The organism is Corynebacterium sp. MSK122 (assembly GCF_030229435.2).
Taxonomy (GTDB): domain Bacteria; phylum Actinomycetota; class Actinomycetes; order Mycobacteriales; family Mycobacteriaceae; genus Corynebacterium; species Corynebacterium marquesiae.
Genome location: NZ_JASPHV020000025.1, coordinates 1 through 19059 on the forward strand (window position 1 = coordinate 1; position 19059 = coordinate 19059).

Consider the following 19059-nt stretch of genomic DNA (forward strand, 5'->3'; position numbering starts at 1 on the left):
AACACTAAGCGACTTCACGAAGCATTGGACTACGCCACCCCACAGGAAGTAGAAACCGAGTACTATCTCACCCAGCCCATCAACACAGGGCCGTAAAAGAAGCGGAACTAAACCCAGGACGCTTCACCAAGGAGACCTCATTGACTCGCAGGCCGTAGGCCTGGGCAATGCGGAAAATAGGATCGGTGGAGGCGGAGCGGGCGTCGATAAGCACGCGATCCCCTAAGGACGTAGTTTCCCTAGTCAGCTCAGGAAGGCCAAGCTCTTCGGCCGCTGCGGTGAGAGCCTCGGATGGGCCGGTGAGCTCCAGAATTCCCTCGATAAAGTCATCGATGGGACCGGAAATGGGGTTAACCCCCATCAGCAAGACGGTATCGAGGAGGCCGGCCACCTCATTGAGGTGATGGGTGGAGATGACAATGGTACGACCGTGCTCCTCGCGCAGCACCTGATAAAAGAGCTCGCGGCGCTGTGTGTCGAGGCCGAGATAGGGTTCGTCGAGGAGCATGACTTCGCAGCCGGAAGCTACGGCAAGATGAATCCCACCGCAGACTTTTGCCCGCGGGACAAGGAAGAATAGGCCTTGGCCGGTACGTCGAAGCGAACCAACAGCTCATTGAAACGCTCCTCATCCCAACGCGGCCAGCGCGCCTTACCAATGACGCCCAGTTTTTCCAATGCCCCAGGAATCCGGCAGTGGGTTATCAATCCCCATCAAAATAACCCGGTTAAGGACCGATTGTTTGTCAAAGGGCTCTTCCCCGAAGACCGTAATACCGAATACCGCCAGATTGGATTTGGCCAGCGATTTTCCGCAGTAGCGTGGTTTTGCCAATGCCATTGGGGCCAACTAAGCCGTGTGTGAGGCCATCAGCAAAAGTGAATTCTCGTGTTGCAATCATGAGTACATTCCTCGACTTTCTGCGACGCGATCAAATAGGTCGTGGAGCTGGGCGCGGTTGTAGCCAAGGCGAACGGCTTCATCGACCAGAGGTGCCATGTATTCCGCCGCAAAGTCCGCTCTCCGCCGCTCGCGGATAGTCGCCAGGGCCCCTTCCGCCACAAACATGCCGATGCCACGGCGCTTATCCAGCGCCCCGATATCCACCAGGAGGCTGATGCCCTTGCGGGCCGTGGCCGGGTTGATGTTGTGAAAATCAGCAAGCTCATTAGTGGAAGGGGCCCTATCCCCCTCGCCCAAGGTTCCGTCCACGATGGCGTCCTCCACCAAGGAGGCAATCTGGCGGAAGAGTGGTTGCGTGGAATTATCCATTGCCCCTCGGTTCGTTGGTTAGTTACTTGTGTAACCAACCATATCGGCAACACCCCACCCCTGCAATACTTCCAAAGAGAAAACTTTTTTGCTGCCACTGCGCTGGGATTTTGTCCAAGGTTATCGACGTTTTGTGACTAATGGGGCACACTGGAAACCACAAAGATTTTTATTTAGAACAATTAGAACGGAACTTAGGAGCCATGCTTGAACGCACACTCGTCTTTGTCGATACCTCATACTTGCTCGCTAGCTTTTATAACTCGTGGGAAACGGGTGCCCGCGCACAACTAGAGATTGATCTGCCCGAGGTGGTCAGCACCATGGGCGGGATGATCGAGAACCAACTTGGGACCCCCATCCAACGCCAATACTGGTATGACGGCATTCCCGACACCGGCCCGCACCGCTACCAGCGTGCACTACGCACCTGCGAAGGGGTCCAGCTGCGCACCGGTCAGCTCATCGAATGGGGCGAGCGCCGCACCCAGAAGGCCGTAGATACCCGCCTTGTGGCAGACATGGTCATCGCCGCCATGAAGGGCCAATTCACTGACTTTGTGCTCGTCAGTGGCGATGCAGACATGATTCCCGGCGCTCAAGCGGCCGTGGATAACGGCATCCGCGTCCATCTTTATGGGTTTGGCTGGGACTCCATGTCCTCCGCACTGCGCCATGCCTGCGATTCCACCACCATCTTGGACCCTCGCGAGGACTTCGCAGACGCTATGGAATTGCAGGTCCTAGAAGGCCCGCTTCCTCCAGTGGTGCGCGAAAATGCGCATAAAGATGGCGAGGAAATGCCCGAACCGGATGAATGCGGCGAGCCCTCAGAGGTGGAGGCAGCCTTCGGCGCCACAGAAAAACCCACCCCGGCCCCGACGCCCAAGCCGGCTCCGCCCAAGGCGGATGCTGCAGGGGATTCCCCCACCGAGGAGGACTCTCCCGCGGAGAAGCCGGCGCCCAAGCCATCCATGATGGCCCCGCGCCGCAAGCTGCGCTCCAAGTATGTGCCGCTGCCGGAAGAAGTATGGAGCTCTGCTGGGTTCCAATCCCCCTTTGATGTCGGCCAACAATACGCCTCGTGGTGGTTCGATAACGCTGCTAGCACCGAGCAGCGCGATCAGGCACATCTGCTTTCTGGCGGCGGGCTTCCCCCGGAAATCGACCGCCCACTATTGCAGTTTGCCTGCGAAACCCTACACGAATACACCCTGACCGAAACCCAGCGCGTGAACCTGCGCGATGGATTCCACTCAGGTATTCGTGGCGTTCTGATTAACGTTCGCCGGCAGAATTAATCACCGGATTCGAGCTCTTTCTTCTTTTTAAGATCCGCCCGGATGGCATCAAGGCGCGCAGTCGCCTTCATGTCATTGCCGGCGGCTTGGATCTCATTAATGCGATCGCCACCGGTGGCGTGCTGCAATTCCTGTGCACCAAGGGCATCGGCGTAGCGCTTTTCAATCTTGGCACGCACAGAATCAAGAGTAGGTACGGAATCGTCCGGGTTGAGCTGATTCATGGAATCAATAGCCTGGGCGTTCTTTTCTTGCATAGCCGCCTGGTCCGCCTGAGCCTCCAGCTGGCTAACCTGCGCTAGTTGTTCCTTCAAGCGCGCTTCAGACTGCTGCTGCTGGCTCTTGGCCTGCGCGGCAGCCTGCTCCGCGGCGGCGTACTGTTGCTTAACGTCTTCCAGCTCCTGCTCTACTGCTACTAGCTGGGAGGCAACCACTTCGGCAGCCTGGTTGTACTCGGAAGCTTTTTGCGGGTCCTCCGCAGAGTCCGCCAGCTCCAACGCACGCTGGGTTTGAGACTGGTAATCCTGCTGGGACTTGACCAGGCGGTTCATCTGCATCTCCAGCTGGGACTTATGACCGATGATTTCTGCAGCGTGATCAGAAATCTGCTGGTGCTGCTCCTTCGCAGCCTGGACGGCCTGCTGGATCTGCACCTTTGGGTCAGCGTTCTCATCAATCTTCTGATCGAAGGAACTCATCATGTACTTCCAGCCCTTGCTGAAGGGATTAGCCATTATCTTCTCCTTTGGTCATAAAAAAGACGCTTTCTAGCGAGTTTAGCGATACTCACCAGAAAGCGCCGAGGAAGTTGGTGGGATTAACCCTGCGCATTCTGCTCTTCTACTTGGCGGCGAACCTCTTCCATGTCGAGGTCCTTCACCTGCTTCAACAGGTCCTCCAAGGCCGCGGGAGGCAGAGCTCCAGCTTCACGGAAGACAAGGATGCCATCGCGGAAGATCATCAACGTAGGAATGGACTGAATCTCCAACGCGGATGCCAAGCCCTGATTTGCTTCGGTGTCGAGCTTGGCAAAGGTGGCATCCGTGTGCTCTTCGGAGGCCTTTTCAAAAACCGGCGCAAAGCGCTTGCAAGGGCCGCACCAATCGGCCCACGCATCTACAAGCGTGATGCCCTCGCCGGTGACGGTTTCTTCAAAGTTTTCTTCGGTGACATCGATAGTAGCCATGATCGTTCTAACTCCTTTGCGGATTGCTTTATTCCCCAACGTACATGAAATATCCTTGTCATATACCCCTGGGGGGTATACAATGAGCCCAGAAACCAACTCTAAGAAAGGATCATTATGAGCACCAAGAACTACACCGTAGAGGGCATGACCTGCGGACATTGCGAAATGTCAGTAAAGGAAGAAGTCGGCGAGATTTCCGGCGTTAGTGAAGTCACTGCTGACCACACCACCGGCGCCGTTACGGTTACCGGAACCGATTTCACCGATGAGCAAGTAGCGGCCGCCGTAGCAGAAGCCGGCTACACACTGAAGTAGGCGAGACTATGTCCCACCTGGACCTTGGCGTCACGGGCATGACGTGCACCTCCTGCTCCTCCCGCGTCGAGCGCAAGCTAAACAAGCTCGACGGAGTAAACGCCAGCGTCAACTTCGCTACCGAAGCGGCGGCCATCGAGTACGACTCCCAGACGGTAAGTCCACAAGAGCTCATTTCGGTGGTAGAGGGCGCAGGCTACGGCGCCTTCGATATGGCAGCGGCGAAGACGGAGGAGCCCCAAGCCGAGAAGAACAGTGACGGGGGATTGCTGCGCCGCACCGTTATCTCCGGCGCACTATCGCTACCGCTCATGGTGGTATCGATGTGGCCGGCGTTGCAATTTCCCAATTGGCAGTGGGCCTGTGCCATCGTAGCCACCATCGTTTTCGTCTTCGGCGGCGCGCCTTTCCACACTGCTACGTGGACGAACCTCAAGCACGGGTCTTTTACCATGGACACGCTTATCACCATGGGAACCTCAGCGGCCTATTTTTGGTCGCTGTGGGCGCTATTTTTCGGCAACGCGGGCGAACCGGGCATGAAAATGCACATGACGCTGGACTCGAACGCGGCGCAGATGGATCACATCTATTTCGAGTCCGTGGGCATGGTCATTACCTTCCTCCTCCTCGGTCGGTGGTTCGAGGCACGGGCCAAAGGCCAGTCCTCTGAGGCCCTGCGGGAGCTACTCTCCCTAGGAGCTAAGGAAGCTTCGGTTCTGCGCGAGGGAGGCGAGCAGCGCATTCCAATTGCCCAGTTGCAGGTAGGCGATGTCTTCGTAGTACGCCCGGGCGAAAAGATCGCCACCGATGGCATCGTTGTTGCCGGTAGCTCGGCAGTCGACGCCTCCATGATTACCGGCGAGCCCGTGCCCGTTGAGGTCGGCTCCGGCGATGCGGTGACCGGCGCGACCATTAATGCCTCTGGCAAGCTCGAGGTCCGAGCGACCAAGGTGGGCGAGGATACGGTACTGGCCCAAATGGCCCAGCTGGTCACGGATGCACAAACGTCCAAGGCACCAGTACAGCGCCTCGTGGACCGCATTGCGCAAGTCTTCGTCCCCGCAGTCATCGCCGTAGCAGTGCTGACACTCCTCGCCCATCTCTTCTTCGGCGGAGTGGCCCCAGCGTTTATCGCCGCGGTCTCCGTCCTCATCGTGGCCTGCCCCTGCGCTATGGGCTTGGCGACGCCCACAGCGATCCTCGTCGGCACCGGCCGCGGCGCGCAGCTGGGGCTTGTCATTAAGGGCCCGGAGATCCTGGAATCTACGCGGCAAATCGATACCATCGTCATGGATAAGACCGGCACGGTCACGGCCGGAGAGATGTCCGTTACCGCCGTACACGGCGACGTCCTCGACTTAGCCGCAGCCGTGGAACACAACTCCGAGCATCCCATCGCTCGCGCCATAGCCAAAGAGCGCGACGTTAAGCCGGCTACCGACTTCGCAGTAGTTCCGGGTGGCGTGGAAGGAACTGTGGAGGGGGTCCGGGTGGGCGTCGGCAAGCCGCAAGGCCCCTTGGGTGACTTAGAAGCACCGTTCCGCGAGGCACAAGATTCTGGTGCCACGCCAGTGGTTGTCTCCGTGGACGGCCAACCCGCCGGAATCATTGAGGTCCGCGATACTATCAAGCCCAGCTCGGCGGCCGCTGTGGCCCAAATGAAAGAGCTGGGGCTTACCCCTTACCTGCTGACCGGCGACAACGCCGGGGCCGCCCGCGCCGTGGCTGCCGAGGTGGGGATCGAACACGTCAGCGCCGAGGTACTACCGGAAGACAAGGTAAACCACATCAAGAAGTTGCAGTCCGCCGGGCACACCGTGGCAATGGTGGGCGATGGCATTAACGACGCCGCCGCACTGGCCCAAGCCGACCTCGGCCTCGCCATGGGCGCGGGTACCGATGTAGCCATCGAAGCCTCCGATATCACCCTCATGAATGGCGATCTGCGTTGCGCCGCTGACGCCATTCGACTCTCGCGCCGCACGCTGGCAATTATTAAGGGCAACCTCTTCTGGGCCTTCGCCTATAATGTCGTACTCATTCCCGTGGCCGCGCTGGGCTGGCTCAACCCTCTACTGGCCGGCCTTGCCATGGCACTGAGCTCGGTTTTTGTAGTTACCAACTCACTACGCCTGAAAAGTTTTTCTGTTCAGCGATAGTATTATCGCATGCTCAGCCGCACCGAACGTCTCGATCGCCTTCCCGTCACCTCTAAGCACAAGCGCCTACTCCTAGGTTCCGGCCTTGGATGGGCGCTTGATGCCATGGATGTAGGACTAATCTCCTTCATCATGGCCGCCCTTGCCGTTCACTGGGATCTAGATCCTAGCCAGACCTCTTGGTTAGCCTCGGCGGGCTTCCTTGGCATGGCGCTCGGTGCCACCTTTGGCGGATTGCTGGCAGATAAATTCGGCCGCCGCAATGTCTTTTCTCTCACCTTGCTTATCTACGGTTTGGCAACAGGGGCTTCCGCGCTAGCTGGGGGACTTACCGTTCTCATCTTCTTCCGATTCATCGTCGGGCTGGGCCTCGGAGCCGAGCTACCAGTTGCCTCCACGCTCATATCCGAATTTGCGCCTCGACGGGTCCGCGGAAGGATGGTAGTCATTCTCGAGGCATTCTGGGCATTGGGATGGATCCTTGCGGCCATCATCGGCACTTTCGTAGTGAGCACGGGTGAATCCGGATGGCGCTGGGCCCTAGCCCTTGGCATGCTGCCAGCCACGTATTCAATCTATGTGCGCCGCGGTCTACCAGAGTCTGTGCGCTTTCTTGAATCCAAGGGCCGTCATGATGAGGCCGAAGCTATCGTTGCCAGTTTCGAAGCCGCGGCAGAAGATCGGCCACTGGACGATGCCCTCCCAGACCCCACGCCTTCCCCCGCAGCGTCTATCTGGAGTCCGCAGCTACGAAGGCGGACCGCAGCGTTGTGGACCATTTGGTTCTGTGTAAACCTCTCCTACTATGGCGCCTTTATCTGGATTCCCTCTCTGCTAGTAGCCGACGGTTTCTCCCTAGTGAAGTCGTTTAGTTTCACCCTCATCATCACCCTTGCCCAGCTGCCTGGCTACGCGGTGGCAGCTTGGCTCATCGAGCTCTGGGGCAGGCGGGTAACCCTTGCGGTATTCCTGCTCGGTTCGGCAGCAGCGGCCGGCCTATATGGAGCAGCAGCTACGGAAGCATTGATCATCCTGGCTGGTTGTCTGCTCTCCTTCTTCAACCTCGGCGCCTGGGGAGCCCTCTATGCCATCGGTCCGGAGCTGTATCCCACTTCACTGCGAGGGCGTGGTACGAGAGCGGCAGCAGGCTTCGGTAGGCTAGCATCCATTGCAGCGCCACTTATTGTCCCGCCACTGCTTGCTGCGGGTGGGACGGCCTGGTTATTTGTTGTATTCGCCGCAGCGTTTGCCATTGCGGCTGTCGCCGCCTTCAGTCTGCCCGAGCAGAAAGGAATAGCGCTTGCTCAGTAGGCTCTCCCTCGCCGCGTGGACGGCCGTTATGGTCGCATTGACCACGCTCAAGCCTTTCTACCAGATCGGCTATTTGTGGAAACCGGAAAATCAGCGTGCACGAGAACTGCGCTGGGTGCCACTGGATGAATTCTCCGGCGGCAGCTGGTTTGGTCCGCTATTTGAGTACGTGGGAAACACAGCCTTCTTTATCCCGTTTGGAATGCTGGTGTTTAGTCTGTGCCGTTCCATTAAAACTACTGCGGCGTGGGGATTTGGCCTGAGCCTAGCGCTGGAGGTGTGCCAATATGCGTTTGCGCTTGGGCGAACGGATATTGACGACCTCATATTTAACACCATAGGCGCACTCATCGGTGCTGTATTGGCACGCCTGTGCGGCGAACGCCTTTTCCCTGTGTGGCGCTGGTTAGCCCTTGCCGCAGCTGCGGTTTTCTTGGTATTGGTCATACTCGGCCCACGATTGGGAGACCCCAACGCGGTGGTGGACCTGTAATTTATCCGTGGGCCATATTGACGAACTTGGAGTAGTGCAGCTGGTGAGCCACCTGCACGGTATCGATCGGGCCGCCACGGTGCTTAGCTAGGATAATATCCGCCTCGCCGGCGCGCTCATTATCGCGGTCCTGGGAATCGGGACGGTAGAGCAGCATGACCATATCGGCGTCCTGCTCCAGCGAGCCAGACTCACGAAGGTCCGCAAGCTGCGGCTTTTTATCCGTACGCGCCTCAGGACCGCGGTTCAGCTGCGAGATCGCGATGAGAGGAACCTCCAGCTCCTTGGCCAGGAGCTTCAGCTGACGGGAGAACTCCGAGACCTCTTGCTGGCGGGACTCTACCTTTTTACCCGAAGACATCAGCTGCAGGTAGTCCAAGACGATGAGATCCAGGCCGTGCTGCTGCTTGAGGCGGCGGGCCTTGGACCGAATTTCCATCATCGTGAGGTTCGGTGAGTCATCGATGAAGAGTGGGGCGTCTTGCACTCGGTTGAGGGTCTCATCGATCTTTGCCCAGTCCTCGGTGGAAACTCGGCCACCGCGCATATCGGCCAGCTTTACCTCTGACTCCGCCGAGAGCAGGCGCATGACAATCTCAGAAGCCGACATCTCAAGGGAGAAGATCACAGAAGACTTACCGTGCTGCAAGGAGCAGGAGCGCATAAAGTCCATGGCCAGGGTTGACTTACCCACACCAGGGCGAGCAGCAACGATGACCATCTGGCCCGCGTGAAGGCCGTTGGTCAACTTATCGAGGTCGATGAAGCCAGTAGGCACGCCTAGCTCCACGCCGCCGGCTTGCTGCAGGGCAGCAAGCTCATCAATGGTCGGGTCAATAAGGTCTCCCAGGACTCGGTAATCTTCTGCCGTCTTGCGCTGGGCTACGGCGAAAACTTCCTGCTGCGCACGGTCCAGCACGGACTCGATTTCTGCGTCTTCGGTGCCGGAAAATCCGAGCTGTACTACGCGTGTGCCGGCATCCACAAGCTTGCGCAATACTGCCTTTTCCGCGACGATTTCGGCGTAGTAGCGAGCGTTTGCAGCCGTGGGCACCGTGGCCAGCAGCGTGTGGAGATAGGGGGCACCGCCAACGCGCTCGAGGTTATTACAGCGGTCGAGCTGGGAGGCCAAAATGACGGCGTCGACGTCCTTGCCCTCGGAATATAGATCCAGCATGGCGCGGTAAATCAACGTGTGCGCCGGATAGTAGAAATCCTCTGGCTCCAGCTCCTCAATGACTTCCATCACCGTATGGGGACTGAGCAACATTGCGCCCAGAACTCCCTGCTCCGCTTCGCGGTCCGCGGGGGGTTGGCGGAATTCGCCATAGCGCTTTGGCTCTTCCTGCTGATAGCGGCGGCGTGGGGCCGGTTCCTCCTCCGGCGGCGGCTCCGGTGGCAGGTGTTCATCATCAAAACTGGCGTTGGTCATGTCTTCCCCCTTGTAGCTATTCGAGCGAGCGAGCGTATCGGAATCTCAGTGTAGTCTAGTGCCCAATCACCACCCCCTGGGCATAACTTCCACAGTTATCCACAGGGCGCTGTGAAAATTGCAGGTCGCGAGAGCCTTTGCCCATATTTGCCCTGCATAGGCCTGTGGATAACTCCAAAACTCTATGACCTGCACAAATCAAAATCCCAGCTCAGAGCATGTTTTCCTAGGTGTGAAAATAGGCACACCTTGCGTCGATAAGCGGCCTGACCTGCGGGTTAATAAAAAGGCCTCCGCGTAAACATAGAGTTAATTTGCCAAAGAGTTATCCACAGAATTCCACAGTTATCCACAGCCCGGTGAAAACGCGTTAAAGGCCCCAAGTTCCTGCCACCTCACATAGCAGGAACTTGAGGCCTAAAGCGTTGCTGTTGTCTTTGGGTCTATATGGACCGTCGTGCGCCTAGTTAGGCAGCAACGACCGAGAAGTTCACCTTGCCGATAACATCAGCGTGCAGCTTCAGCTCGACCTGGTAGTTGCCGGTCTTCTTGACCAGGCCCTTAGGAAGCACAACGATGCGCTTATCCAGCTTGGGGCCACCGGCCTTTGAGACGGCGTTGACAATGTCTTCTGCTTGAACGGAACCGAAGAGCTTACCGGATTCGGAGGTCTTAACCTCTACCTTGACATCCGTCAGCTGCTCGAGCTGGTTGCGGACCTCACGTGCGTGATCCAGGTCGCGAATCTCGCGAGCTTCCTGGGCACGCTTGATGCCCTCAATCTGCTTCTCTGCGCCGCGGGTAGCCACGATGGCCAGGCCGCGAGGAAGCAGGTAGTTACGTCCGTAGCCGTCCTTAACCTCAACAATTTCGCCAGCGGCGCCGAGGTTCTCAACGGCAGCGGTGAGGATCAGCTTCATGATCCCTGCCTTTCAATTGAGTTAGTTGAATAGTTGCGGGTGACAGACTTAGAACGGAGGTTCAGAATCAGCGCCTCCGAAACCACCGGCAGGTGGTGCGGAGTTCCACGGATCCTCAGAAGGAGCCTGGTTCTGCTGCGGCTGATGTTGCTGGCCGCCTCCAAAACCGCCCTGGTTATTGTTATTCGAACGCTGCTGGCCGCCGCCGCCAAAGTTATTGCCGCCCTCACGCGGATTGCGGTTTACCTGAGCGGTGGCGTAGCGCAGAGACGGGCCGACTTCGTCGACGTCAATCTCGAATACGGTGCGGTTATCGCCCTCACGGGTTTGGAAGGAACGCTGCTTCAAGCGGCCGGTAACGATGACGCGCATGCCCTTAGACATGGTCTCGGCAACGTTTTCCGCTGCCTGACGCCATACGTTGCAGGTCAGGAACATAGCTTCGCCGTCTTCCCACTGATTCGTCTGCGAGTTATAGCGACGAGGGGTGGAGGCGACGCGGAAGTTAGCTACTGCCGCACCCGCCGGGGTGAAGCGCAGCTCGGGGTCAGCAACGATGTTGCCTACCACCGTGATATTGGTATCTCCCTGTGCCATGTCTTTACTCCTTATCGGTTACGTGGATTGTGCTTGATCCCAGTATCCGCTACTTGCTGTCGGTGCGCAGAACCTTGGTACGCAGGATGGTGTCGTTCAGGTTCAGACGGCGGTCGAGCTCGGCAACCGAAGTGTGCTCGCACTCCAGGTTGACGACGGCATAAATGCCCTCTTCCTTCTTGTTGATGGGGTATGCAAGACGGCGCTTGCCCCATACATCAAGGTTCTCAACCTTGCCGCCTTCCTGGCGGACGATTTCGAGGAACTTATCCAGGGACGGGGTTACGGTGCGCTCATCCTGATTAGGATCCAGAATGATCATGACTTCGTAGTGACGCACGGACCTCATCACCTCCTATGGTCTAGTAGTTTTCGGCTGCATCACCTTTGCGGATGCAGCAGGAGGGTACGTTGCGTCAGGCAACCCCACTACAGTACCGCAAATGACCGGCGAAAAGAAATCTAACCCGTGGTCGTTGCGGCGAAAAACACAGCCGCAGTCGCCGGAATGATGGTGAGGAAAAGAATGGCCAAAAGCCCCAGCACGATTGGCCCGCGACGATCCTCCCGATTGTGGAAGAGCCAAAAGGCTGCCATCACGCAGAGGAATCCCAAGAAGATGGATGCCATTCCGATATAGGTAACGATCATGCGAATGCTCCTGCCAAGGGGTCGCGGCCAGCGTGCGCATCGCGCACCTTATCCGGGGTCTTGCCGCACATCTGGCGAATAACGAGGACAGCCATGGCCATAATGAGGGCGTCGCGGGAGATAATCGCAACGTCAAGCAGCTCGTGCGGAATACCCTTATTGTCTGTTCCCAGCATGTGCCACATGAGTAGGGGCCACACGAGGGCGTCGACAAGCGCCCAGCTAAAGACCAAGCGCCAGCGTGGCAGGGCTAGAGCCGCGGGCACTACCAGCCACAGCGAATACTGAGGCGACCACACCTTGTTGACTAGTAGGAAGGCTGCCACGATGAGGTAAACCAGCTCGGCCATGCGCGGGGTCCGCGAGCTGCGCAGGCCCAGCACCGCAATCGCCGCACAGAGAGCCAAAAACGCTACCAAGCTGAAGGTATTGAGAAACTCTGGGCTAAAGCTAATCCCAATATTGCGGCTAAGCACCGAATAGATGGTGGTCCACTCCGCACCGCGCTCTTGGTTGAGGCGGAAAAATTCGCGCCATGCCTCCGGATACTTCAGGGCCACCGGCGCGTTGACCACGGTCCAGGTCACGGCTGCGGCGAGCAAAGCGTAGAAAAATTGCGGCCAGCGACGATTGCGAACCGCCAAGACCAGGAACGCCCCCAAGAGAAAGAGCGGCCACAGCTTAAATGAGGTGCCAAGGCCGATGAGAACACCCGCTTCGGCAGGGCGCTTGCGCGCGGCGGCCAGGAGCGCACCTACGGCAAAGGCAATGGAGGGAATATCCCAGTTGCTGAAGGCGTGGATGATGACAAGGGGGCTGGCAGCGACGAGGATAGTGTCCCAGGTACGGTTTCCCACCAGCAGGTAGACCATGTAGAGCACGCCTACCCAGATGCACGCCATGACCAAGGCTGTCAGACCGAAGTACCATCCGGCCTCCGGAATGCCGGCCCACTCAACCAGAGAGTACGTATTGCGGGCAATCCAGCCCATCAACCCCTGGAATAGGCCCGCGAGGACTGGGTACTCCATATAGCGGGTCAGGTCACCCTCTTGCCAAGAATAGGCATAGGGAAAGCCACCTTCATCTAAGCCACGGCCGCCGTAGAGCGGGATGATGTCGTTATAGCAAAAAGAGGTGTATTGGCGGTTGCCCGCCCAATTTAGGCTAATACTCCCGTCATCACCGCGGGTACCGCCGGCGCAATTGGCTTTGGAGAGGAATCCGCAAGCCAGGAATACCCAACCTACGGCGATAATGGCGCGCAGCGGGGTCCACCACTGGGTGCGGCGTACACCGGCAAAACGGCCCCTTGGCCCGCCGAGGAATTCAATTACCCCGCGAGCCAAGGGTTCTGAGGAGGCGGGAATGCGCTGGTGCGGTTTCGCTGTCACTGCCGCCTACCCTAGAAGATCTGCCAAGTCGCTATCGGGGCCGATGAGGTCATCCAACGACGGCGCCTCTGACTGGGCCGGTGCCTGGTCGTTATTACCGCTATTGCCACCATTGCCGCTATTGCCTTTACCGCGCTGCGTATTCGGGGCTGGCTTCGGGCTCTCCGGCTTGTTATCCGGCTGAGTCGTCTTGGTCTCCTCTTCCGGAGCGGCTTGCTCGGTCGGGGCCTCGTAGTACTGGGTATCGTCGGCGCCGCTATCCCAGCTCGGGTCATAGGCTGGGGCGGAGGTTCCGGCGCCCATGGTGCCGAAGCCCACCGGATAGGCAGCCGGGAAGTTCTGGAATTCGGAGTTGGCCAGGGAGCTATCCAGCACGGCCTTCCAGATCTTGGTTGGCGCGCCGGCGCCGTACATGATGCCGCCGTACTGATCGAAGATGGCAGACGTATTATCCGCGGTACCTACCCACACGGCAGTAGCCAACTGCGGAGTAGCACCCACCATCCAAGCGTCCTTGTTATTGCCGGTATCGCCCATCTGGGTGGTACCGGTCTTGGCGGCGGAAACACGGCCACCGGCTAAGGCGCCATTGGACCATGCGGCAACCGGCTCCATGGCTTCGATGACGTTATTTGCCACGTTGGAAGATACGCGGCGCTCCCCGCCATCATCTGGGTGCTCATAAAGCACGTCACCGGCGGCATTTTCTACGCGCTGGACAAAGTGGGGGTTATGCCACACACCTTGGTTTGCCAAGGTGGACATGGCAGTAGCCATATCGAGCGGTCGGGACTGGTACTGGCCCAGCACGATACCTTCGAATGGCTGCTTGCCCTTTTCGGTCAGGGTCTTATCAATTCCGGGCAGGGACTTGGCCACGCCAAGGGCGTGTGCCATGTCCGCAGTATCTTGCGTACCATGCTTGAGATCCGCCTGCAGGCGAAGGAAAGAGGTATTCAGAGACTGCTTGGTAGCTTCACGCAAGCTACACACGCCGCAACCGCTGCCCACGTTGGTTACCAAGTCAGATCCTGGCAGCTGATAAGGTGCAGAAGAGTAATTGGTGTCCAAACCAATTCCCTGCTGCAGGGCGGCGGCTAGCGCCATGATCTTGAATGTTGAGCCCGTCTGCAGTGGAGCGTTAGCATAATCCCAACCATTGGAATCGTGGCCGCCAAAGTATCCGCGGACCGCACCGGTCTTCGGATCGATGGTCACGGAAGCCGCACGCGCATCCTCTTGCAGCGGAGCCATCTGGTCATCGACTGCCTGAATGGTGTTGTTCTGCACATTCATGTCGATGGTGGTGGTAATGCGCAGGCCGCCGGTGGACACCTCGTTCTCGGTGATGCCTACCTCTTCCAATTCGCGGATGACCTGATCCTTGATGTGGCCATTGGCGCCGGGTGCCTCGGTGTAGGCGGAGTACTCAGCTGGGTCGCGGGTCTCTGGAAAGACCATGCCCTCGCGCTGTTCCTGGGTGAGGTCACCCATTCCCACCAGGCCGTCAAGAACGTAGTTCCACCGGTCCTCGGAGCCCTCCTGGTTCACACGTGGGTCGAGGCCGGACGGGGACTGAATGAGACCGGCGAGCATGGCACCTTCCTCCGGAGTGAGATCCTTGGCGTCCTTATCAAAGTAGGCGTTGGACGCCGCCTGGATGCCGTAGGCATTGCGGCCGAAGTACACGGTGTTGAGGTAGGCATTGAGAATATCCTTCTTATCCCACTCATTGGTCATCTTCACCGAGTAGATGAGCTCGCGAATCTTGCGCACGTAGGAGTATTCGTTGCCCACCAGCGTGTTTTTCACATACTGCTGGGTAATGGTGGAACCGCCGCCAGCATCTTCATTGCCGGTTACCTTACCCACCACGGCTCGGCCGAGGCCGGTGAAGGAGAAGCCGGAGTTATCCCAGAAGTCACGGTCCTCCGCGGCCAGCACGGAGTCCTGCACGTATTCCGGGATTTCATCCAGCTTCACGTGGGTGCGGTTGCCTTCCGGCGGCACCAGGCGGGCAAGCTGGGTCTGATTATCGCCCGCGTAGATGGTGGAGACCTGGTTATTGGCTAGGTCCTTGGGCTCCGGAACGGTGTACTGCGAGTATGCGTAAGCAAAAAGTCCTGCGGGCAATGCCACAAAGACCAGTAGGAACGCCAAAACGACCCACGGCCAGATGTGGCGCTTCTTCTTCGCCTGCTTTTTGCTGGGGCGAGCCACCTTAGTGGTCTTGCCGGTAGATTCCTTCTCGGTCACTGATTCGTGTCCTCATTCATCCCTGATCACAAACTAAATAATTGCAGCTTACTGCCTAAGGCGGTGCGCCGGAAACTAACACGCGTTAAAAGCAGTAGCAGAACGCAACAAATGGTTCCACCGGCAACTTCGGCACACTTCCACCTCGTGCACCGTGAACTCCAAGCCCTCGGCCACAAATTCCGCAATTTCTTTTTCACTGCGGGCACTCCCGGCGCGCCTGCCAAGATTTTCCCCATAGACCCAGCGCGTGAGCCGCAAAGGCTCGCCGCACACGGGGCATTCCTTATCCATGGTGCGCCCGTGGTGCTCAGCTGCGGCGCGCAGCAAAAAATCGGCATCGCACACGTCCTCCCGCGTGAGCTGCCCGGCGCGAAATTCGCGCAGGTGGTGGGCGCGCTCCCACTCGTGGGAGAGCACATGCTTATAGGCAAGGGAATTCACCCGGATCATCCTAATTACCTCTTCTTGATCGATCCACATGGTGTTATGCCACCGTAGGGCATAATTTTCGGCTTACTCTTGCGCAGTCACTGACAGCCACAACTCATGGAGTTAAAGGAGTAGACCGTGTCCGAAAAAGTAAAGGTCGCTATCGTGGGCGTCGGCAACTGCGCCACGTCCCTCATTGAAGGCGTGGAGTTTTATCGCAACGCCGCGGCCGATGCAGATATTCCCGGTTTGATGCACGCCCAGTTTGGCCCGTACCACGTAGGCGATGTGGAATTCGTTGCCGCCTTCGACGTGGATGCGGACAAGGTAGGCAAGGACCTAGCGGAGGCTACGCGCAGCTCCCGCAACTGCACCATTTCCATTACCGACGTCCCTGATCTGGGCGTTACCGTGCAGCGCGGTCCTACCCTGGACGGCCTCGGCCGGTACTACCAAGAATCCATCGCGGAATCGGAAGCCCCGCTTGCCGACGTCCCCGCCATACTCCGCCAGTCCGGCGCCGACGTCGTAGTCTCCTACCTGCCGGTGGGCTCTGAAGAAGCGGATAAGTTCTACGCCCAGGCGGCCATCGATGCCGGCTGCGCCTTTGTCAATGCCTTGCCGGTCTTTATTGCTTCTGATCCGGTATGGGCGAAGAAGTTCGAAGACGCCGGGCTGCCCATCGTGGGCGATGACATTAAGTCCCAGGTGGGCGCCACCATTACTCACCGCGTCATGGCGAAGCTCTTTGAAGACCGCGGCGTGCGCTTGGAGCGCACCATGCAGCTCAATGTGGGCGGCAATATGGATTTTAAGAATATGCTCGAGCGCGAGCGCCTGGAATCCAAAAAGATCTCCAAGACGCAGGCCGTAACCTCTAACCTGCACAACTCGCCCATCGCCGGCAAGCGGGAGGACCGCAACGTCCACATCGGGCCTTCCGATTACGTGGAATGGCTCGATGATCGCAAATGGGCCTATGTCCGCTTGGAAGGCTCTGCCTTTGGCGAAGTACCTCTGAACTTGGAGTACAAACTGGAGGTCTGGGACTCGCCTAACTCCGCCGGCATCATCATTGATGCGGTGCGTGCCGCCAAGATTGCTCTCGACCGCGGGGTGGCGGGCCCGGTACTGGCTGCCTCGTCCTACTTGATGAAATCCCCGCCGGTACAAAAGGCCGATGACGTGGCACGCGCCGAGTTAGAAGACTTTATTGCCGGAAACTAATTTTTTAACTTCCGAACTACCGCACAGGGAAAACGGGCTATACAATCGTTTTCTATGACGCAGCAACATGAGGAGAAGGGCCCCGCTCAATCCCCGTCTACGTACGAGGATGCCGTCGAGGTCGCGCGTTCCATCCAGCCGTCGCTCAATAAGCTCATTCTTATTTTCCAGCGCACGGCGGAGGGCTCTTCACTGACCACCTCCCAGGTGTCCATCATGAACCAGCTGCGTATGCGCGGACCGTCGCGCGTTTCCACTATCGCGCAGGCAGAGCTTATCCGCATGCCCACCGCCTCCAACGCGCTCTACCAGCTAGAGCGCCGCGGCTACGTGGAACGCCACCGCGATGAAGAGGACCGCCGCGGCGTCTTGGTAGCACTGACGCAACTAGGCGAATCCGAACTAGCCATCGTCTCGCAGCAGCGCGCTTCCGCCCTAGCAGAAATCATGCGGTGGCTCGAGCCGAAGGATTTGGAGACCGCGAACGACGTTGCCACCGTCATCTCCAAGCTCGCTGATGTCTATCGCCCCACAATGAACGGCGAACAGCGCTAGTTTTACCCGCGGTGATTTCATTTTTCTTGGCCTTAACGTGATAATTGAGAAAACGAAAACCGTAATCTCTCACTAGTTCACCCCGTATGGCAACTGATTCTTCCGATGGGCATCTGCCAGCCTTGAACAAGGGCTCGGCCGATAAACCCCTTCGTATCCTCATTTCTTGGAGCCCTTCTTCCTCCGGCACCGAGGCTCTAGATTGTGCCGCGTGGCTTTCCCGTACCGCCACTACCCAGGTACGGGTCATCTCTACCGTGTTCCAGCCGTGGACTACTACCTCCCTCAGCAAGCTGGGCGGAAAATATAAGAAATGGTTTAAAGCACAAAAGGAGGCCTGCGCGGCCGCTACCCATGCCGCCCTCGATGAAGCCGGCGTACCCCGCAGCTGCTGGGATGATAAGCCTTCCCTCTTGGTCGACGGGCCTTCGCGCCCCCAGCTACTGACGGAGATGGCCAAGAAGTTCCAGGCAGACCTCATCATCTTAGGCCCCAACCAGGCGGCGCCGAAGGGCCGTTTCTTCGCCGGATCTACGGCCGATACCCTGCTGCATTATTCCCCTCAACCATTGGGCTTGGTGCCCCGCAAGGTGAAGCTGTCCAAGCACGGCGTCACCCGCTTCAACTTTGCCATCACCGAACGCAGCCCGCGCGAAGATCATGAGATGCTCGCCGCAGCGGAGCTCGCGAACCGCTGGAACCTGCCGCTGCGCCTGCTTGCCTTCTCGGCAAACGGTCTGCTCAATACGCCGTCCAAGGATAAGCACGATATGGCGCTTAAGCTCACGGCCGAGTGGCTCGAGGATTCCCTTGCAATGCTGGACCGCGCCCGCGATTGCATCCAAGAGCAATTCCCCGAGCTGGATGTCACTTCTGAAATTGGTTCCGGCGCGGGCTGGGGCGGCGCGGTGGATTCGCTCAAGTGGAAGAAGGGCGATCTCATGCTCATGTCCTCCACCCCGCAGGGCCCCATCGCCCGCGTGTTCTTGGGTTCTACCGCCACGGAGCTGCTGCCGCATATTCGGGTGCCTATCTTGGTCCACCCATCCTGCGGTTAGGATTGGGGCATGAGCCTGCGACCAGAGCATCCCGAAAACGATCTGACCTCCGATGCGGATTATGCCAATCTGCGCCGCCCGGAACCGCGGAGCTTTGATGAGCTGGCCGATGAACCGGACCCCTTAGAGGTTGCTGCCGCCAACCGCCGCTCTACCCGCCAGGCCGTCTGGTACATGATCGGTGTTTTGGTTCTCTCCGCGCTTTATGGTTTCGCGGTCGCGCTCGTCACCCGGCTATCGGGTGGTCCATTGTGTGAGGACGGCACCGCCGCGTGGCTCTGCACCGACAGGCAGCGCACCTTCTTTAGCCTGACCACCCCGATCATTCCGTTCTTCGGCATGATCGGCTGCGCCATCATCATGGTGCGCAAGCTGCACCGCTATCTGCGGTGGCGCAGTTGGATGGCCATTTTCTGGGTAATGGCCTGCAATTTCATGCTGTGGACAATTACCGATATCCAGCTGTTCCTCATGGACTCGGCCGCCGCGTAGA

General features: G+C 58.4%; 23 protein-coding genes. 9 read left to right on the forward strand and 14 right to left on the reverse strand.

The features are described 5' to 3' along the window. Positions 1–79 precede the first annotated feature (79 nt). The 4 genes from QP934_RS09800 to QP934_RS09815 all read right to left on the reverse strand — a co-directional run bounded on the left by QP934_RS09800 (position 80) and on the right by QP934_RS09815 (position 1273). Positions 80–508 carry a hypothetical protein gene (locus tag QP934_RS09800; protein ID WP_419127428.1) on the reverse strand — a complete coding sequence of 143 codons (429 nt, stop codon included), beginning with the start codon at positions 506–508 and terminating at the stop codon, positions 80–82. A 17-nt stretch (positions 509–525) separates the two neighbouring features. Next, positions 526–678: a hypothetical protein gene (locus tag QP934_RS09805; RefSeq protein WP_419127429.1), complete on the reverse strand. Its 153-nt coding sequence runs from the start codon at positions 676–678 to the stop codon at positions 526–528. A 68-nt stretch (positions 679–746) separates the two neighbouring features. Continuing rightward, on the reverse strand, positions 747–902 hold the full coding sequence (locus QP934_RS09810) for an ATP-binding cassette domain-containing protein (RefSeq protein WP_419127430.1): 156 nt from the start codon (positions 900–902) through the stop codon (positions 747–749). Beyond that, the gene (locus QP934_RS09815) at positions 899–1273 is read right to left on the reverse strand and encodes a GntR family transcriptional regulator (RefSeq protein ID WP_419127431.1); all 375 of its coding nucleotides are present in this window, start codon (positions 1271–1273) and stop codon (positions 899–901) included. Before QP934_RS09815 ends, QP934_RS09810 begins: the two co-directional genes overlap by 4 nt. A gap of 203 nt (positions 1274–1476) precedes the next feature. On the opposite strand from QP934_RS09815, the gene QP934_RS09820 reads away from it, so the two are divergent. Beyond that, positions 1477–2574, forward strand: coding sequence for an NYN domain-containing protein (locus QP934_RS09820; protein ID WP_337887651.1), 1098 nt, complete (start codon positions 1477–1479; stop codon positions 2572–2574). Here QP934_RS09820 and QP934_RS09825 read toward each other — a convergent pair. Together QP934_RS09825 and trxA are read right to left on the reverse strand one after the other, a co-directional pair. Beyond that, on the reverse strand, positions 2571–3308 hold the full coding sequence (locus QP934_RS09825) for a PspA/IM30 family protein (RefSeq protein ID WP_005325958.1): 738 nt from the start codon (positions 3306–3308) through the stop codon (positions 2571–2573). The genes QP934_RS09820 and QP934_RS09825 overlap by 4 nt on opposite strands. Before the next feature lie 83 nt (positions 3309–3391). Beyond that, the gene (gene trxA, locus QP934_RS09830) at positions 3392–3922 is read right to left on the reverse strand and encodes a thioredoxin (RefSeq protein WP_419127432.1); all 531 of its coding nucleotides are present in this window, start codon (positions 3920–3922) and stop codon (positions 3392–3394) included. Here trxA and QP934_RS09835 point away from each other — a divergent pair. The 4 genes from QP934_RS09835 to QP934_RS09850 are packed head-to-tail and all read left to right on the forward strand — an operon-like array spanning position 3878 to position 8044. Beyond that, positions 3878–4078 (forward strand): heavy-metal-associated domain-containing protein, encoded by a 201-nt coding sequence (locus QP934_RS09835; protein ID WP_005325954.1) that lies wholly within the window; start codon positions 3878–3880, stop codon positions 4076–4078. The genes trxA and QP934_RS09835 overlap by 45 nt on opposite strands. Positions 4079–4086: 8 nt before the next feature. Next, positions 4087–6240, forward strand: coding sequence for a heavy metal translocating P-type ATPase (locus tag QP934_RS09840; protein WP_419127433.1), 2154 nt, complete (start codon positions 4087–4089; stop codon positions 6238–6240). Positions 6241–6249: 9 nt separating this feature from the next. Continuing rightward, on the forward strand, positions 6250–7551 hold the full coding sequence (locus tag QP934_RS09845; RefSeq protein WP_419127434.1) for an MFS transporter: 1302 nt from the start codon (positions 6250–6252) through the stop codon (positions 7549–7551). 28 nt (positions 7552–7579) lie between these two features. Then, on the forward strand, positions 7580–8044 hold the full coding sequence (locus QP934_RS09850; protein ID WP_337887655.1) for a VanZ family protein: 465 nt from the start codon (positions 7580–7582) through the stop codon (positions 8042–8044). 1 nt (position 8045) lies between these two features. Here QP934_RS09850 and dnaB read toward each other — a convergent pair whose 3' ends face one another. The 8 genes from dnaB to QP934_RS09890 all read right to left on the reverse strand — a co-directional run bounded on the left by dnaB (position 8046) and on the right by QP934_RS09890 (position 15747). Then, positions 8046–9476 carry a replicative DNA helicase gene (gene dnaB / locus QP934_RS09855; RefSeq protein WP_419127435.1) on the reverse strand — a complete coding sequence of 477 codons (1431 nt, stop codon included), beginning with the start codon at positions 9474–9476 and terminating at the stop codon, positions 8046–8048. A gap of 467 nt (positions 9477–9943) precedes the next feature. Beyond that, complete coding sequence (gene rplI / locus QP934_RS09860; RefSeq protein ID WP_005325949.1) at positions 9944–10396, reverse strand: 50S ribosomal protein L9; 453 nt, start codon at positions 10394–10396, stop codon at positions 9944–9946. Positions 10397–10444: 48 nt separating this feature from the next. Beyond that, the gene (locus tag QP934_RS09865) at positions 10445–10993 is read right to left on the reverse strand and encodes a single-stranded DNA-binding protein (RefSeq protein WP_337887656.1); all 549 of its coding nucleotides are present in this window, start codon (positions 10991–10993) and stop codon (positions 10445–10447) included. 49 nt (positions 10994–11042) lie between these two features. Next, complete coding sequence (rpsF, locus tag QP934_RS09870) at positions 11043–11333, reverse strand: 30S ribosomal protein S6 (protein WP_005326996.1); 291 nt, start codon at positions 11331–11333, stop codon at positions 11043–11045. A 122-nt stretch (positions 11334–11455) separates the two neighbouring features. After that, the gene (locus tag QP934_RS09875) at positions 11456–11644 is read right to left on the reverse strand and encodes a hypothetical protein (protein ID WP_198492222.1); all 189 of its coding nucleotides are present in this window, start codon (positions 11642–11644) and stop codon (positions 11456–11458) included. Then, entirely contained in the window at positions 11641–13038 is a 1398-nt protein-coding gene (locus tag QP934_RS09880; protein WP_337888622.1) for a glycosyltransferase family 87 protein, read from the reverse strand. The genes QP934_RS09875 and QP934_RS09880 overlap by 4 nt, the downstream gene beginning before the upstream one ends. A gap of 6 nt (positions 13039–13044) precedes the next feature. After that, complete coding sequence (locus QP934_RS09885) at positions 13045–15294, reverse strand: transglycosylase domain-containing protein (RefSeq protein WP_337887658.1); 2250 nt, start codon at positions 15292–15294, stop codon at positions 13045–13047. Positions 15295–15369: 75 nt separating this feature from the next. After that, positions 15370–15747: a DUF5318 family protein gene (locus QP934_RS09890; RefSeq protein ID WP_337887677.1), complete on the reverse strand. Its 378-nt coding sequence runs from the start codon at positions 15745–15747 to the stop codon at positions 15370–15372. A 117-nt stretch (positions 15748–15864) separates the two neighbouring features. Here QP934_RS09890 and QP934_RS09895 point away from each other — a divergent pair, with 117 nt between their 5' ends. From QP934_RS09895 to QP934_RS09910, 4 genes are all read left to right on the forward strand, one after another. Beyond that, the gene (locus tag QP934_RS09895; protein ID WP_408934856.1) at positions 15865–16953 is read left to right on the forward strand and encodes an inositol-3-phosphate synthase; all 1089 of its coding nucleotides are present in this window, start codon (positions 15865–15867) and stop codon (positions 16951–16953) included. Positions 16954–17007: 54 nt separating this feature from the next. Further along, entirely contained in the window at positions 17008–17508 is a 501-nt protein-coding gene (locus QP934_RS09900; RefSeq protein WP_005326985.1) for a MarR family winged helix-turn-helix transcriptional regulator, read from the forward strand. A gap of 86 nt (positions 17509–17594) precedes the next feature. Further along, positions 17595–18566, forward strand: a complete 972-nt coding sequence (locus QP934_RS09905) for a universal stress protein (RefSeq protein WP_297552085.1) — start codon at positions 17595–17597, stop codon at positions 18564–18566. A gap of 9 nt (positions 18567–18575) precedes the next feature. Beyond that, positions 18576–19058 (forward strand): hypothetical protein, encoded by a 483-nt coding sequence (locus tag QP934_RS09910; RefSeq protein WP_337887660.1) that lies wholly within the window; start codon positions 18576–18578, stop codon positions 19056–19058. Position 19059 lies beyond the last annotated feature (1 nt).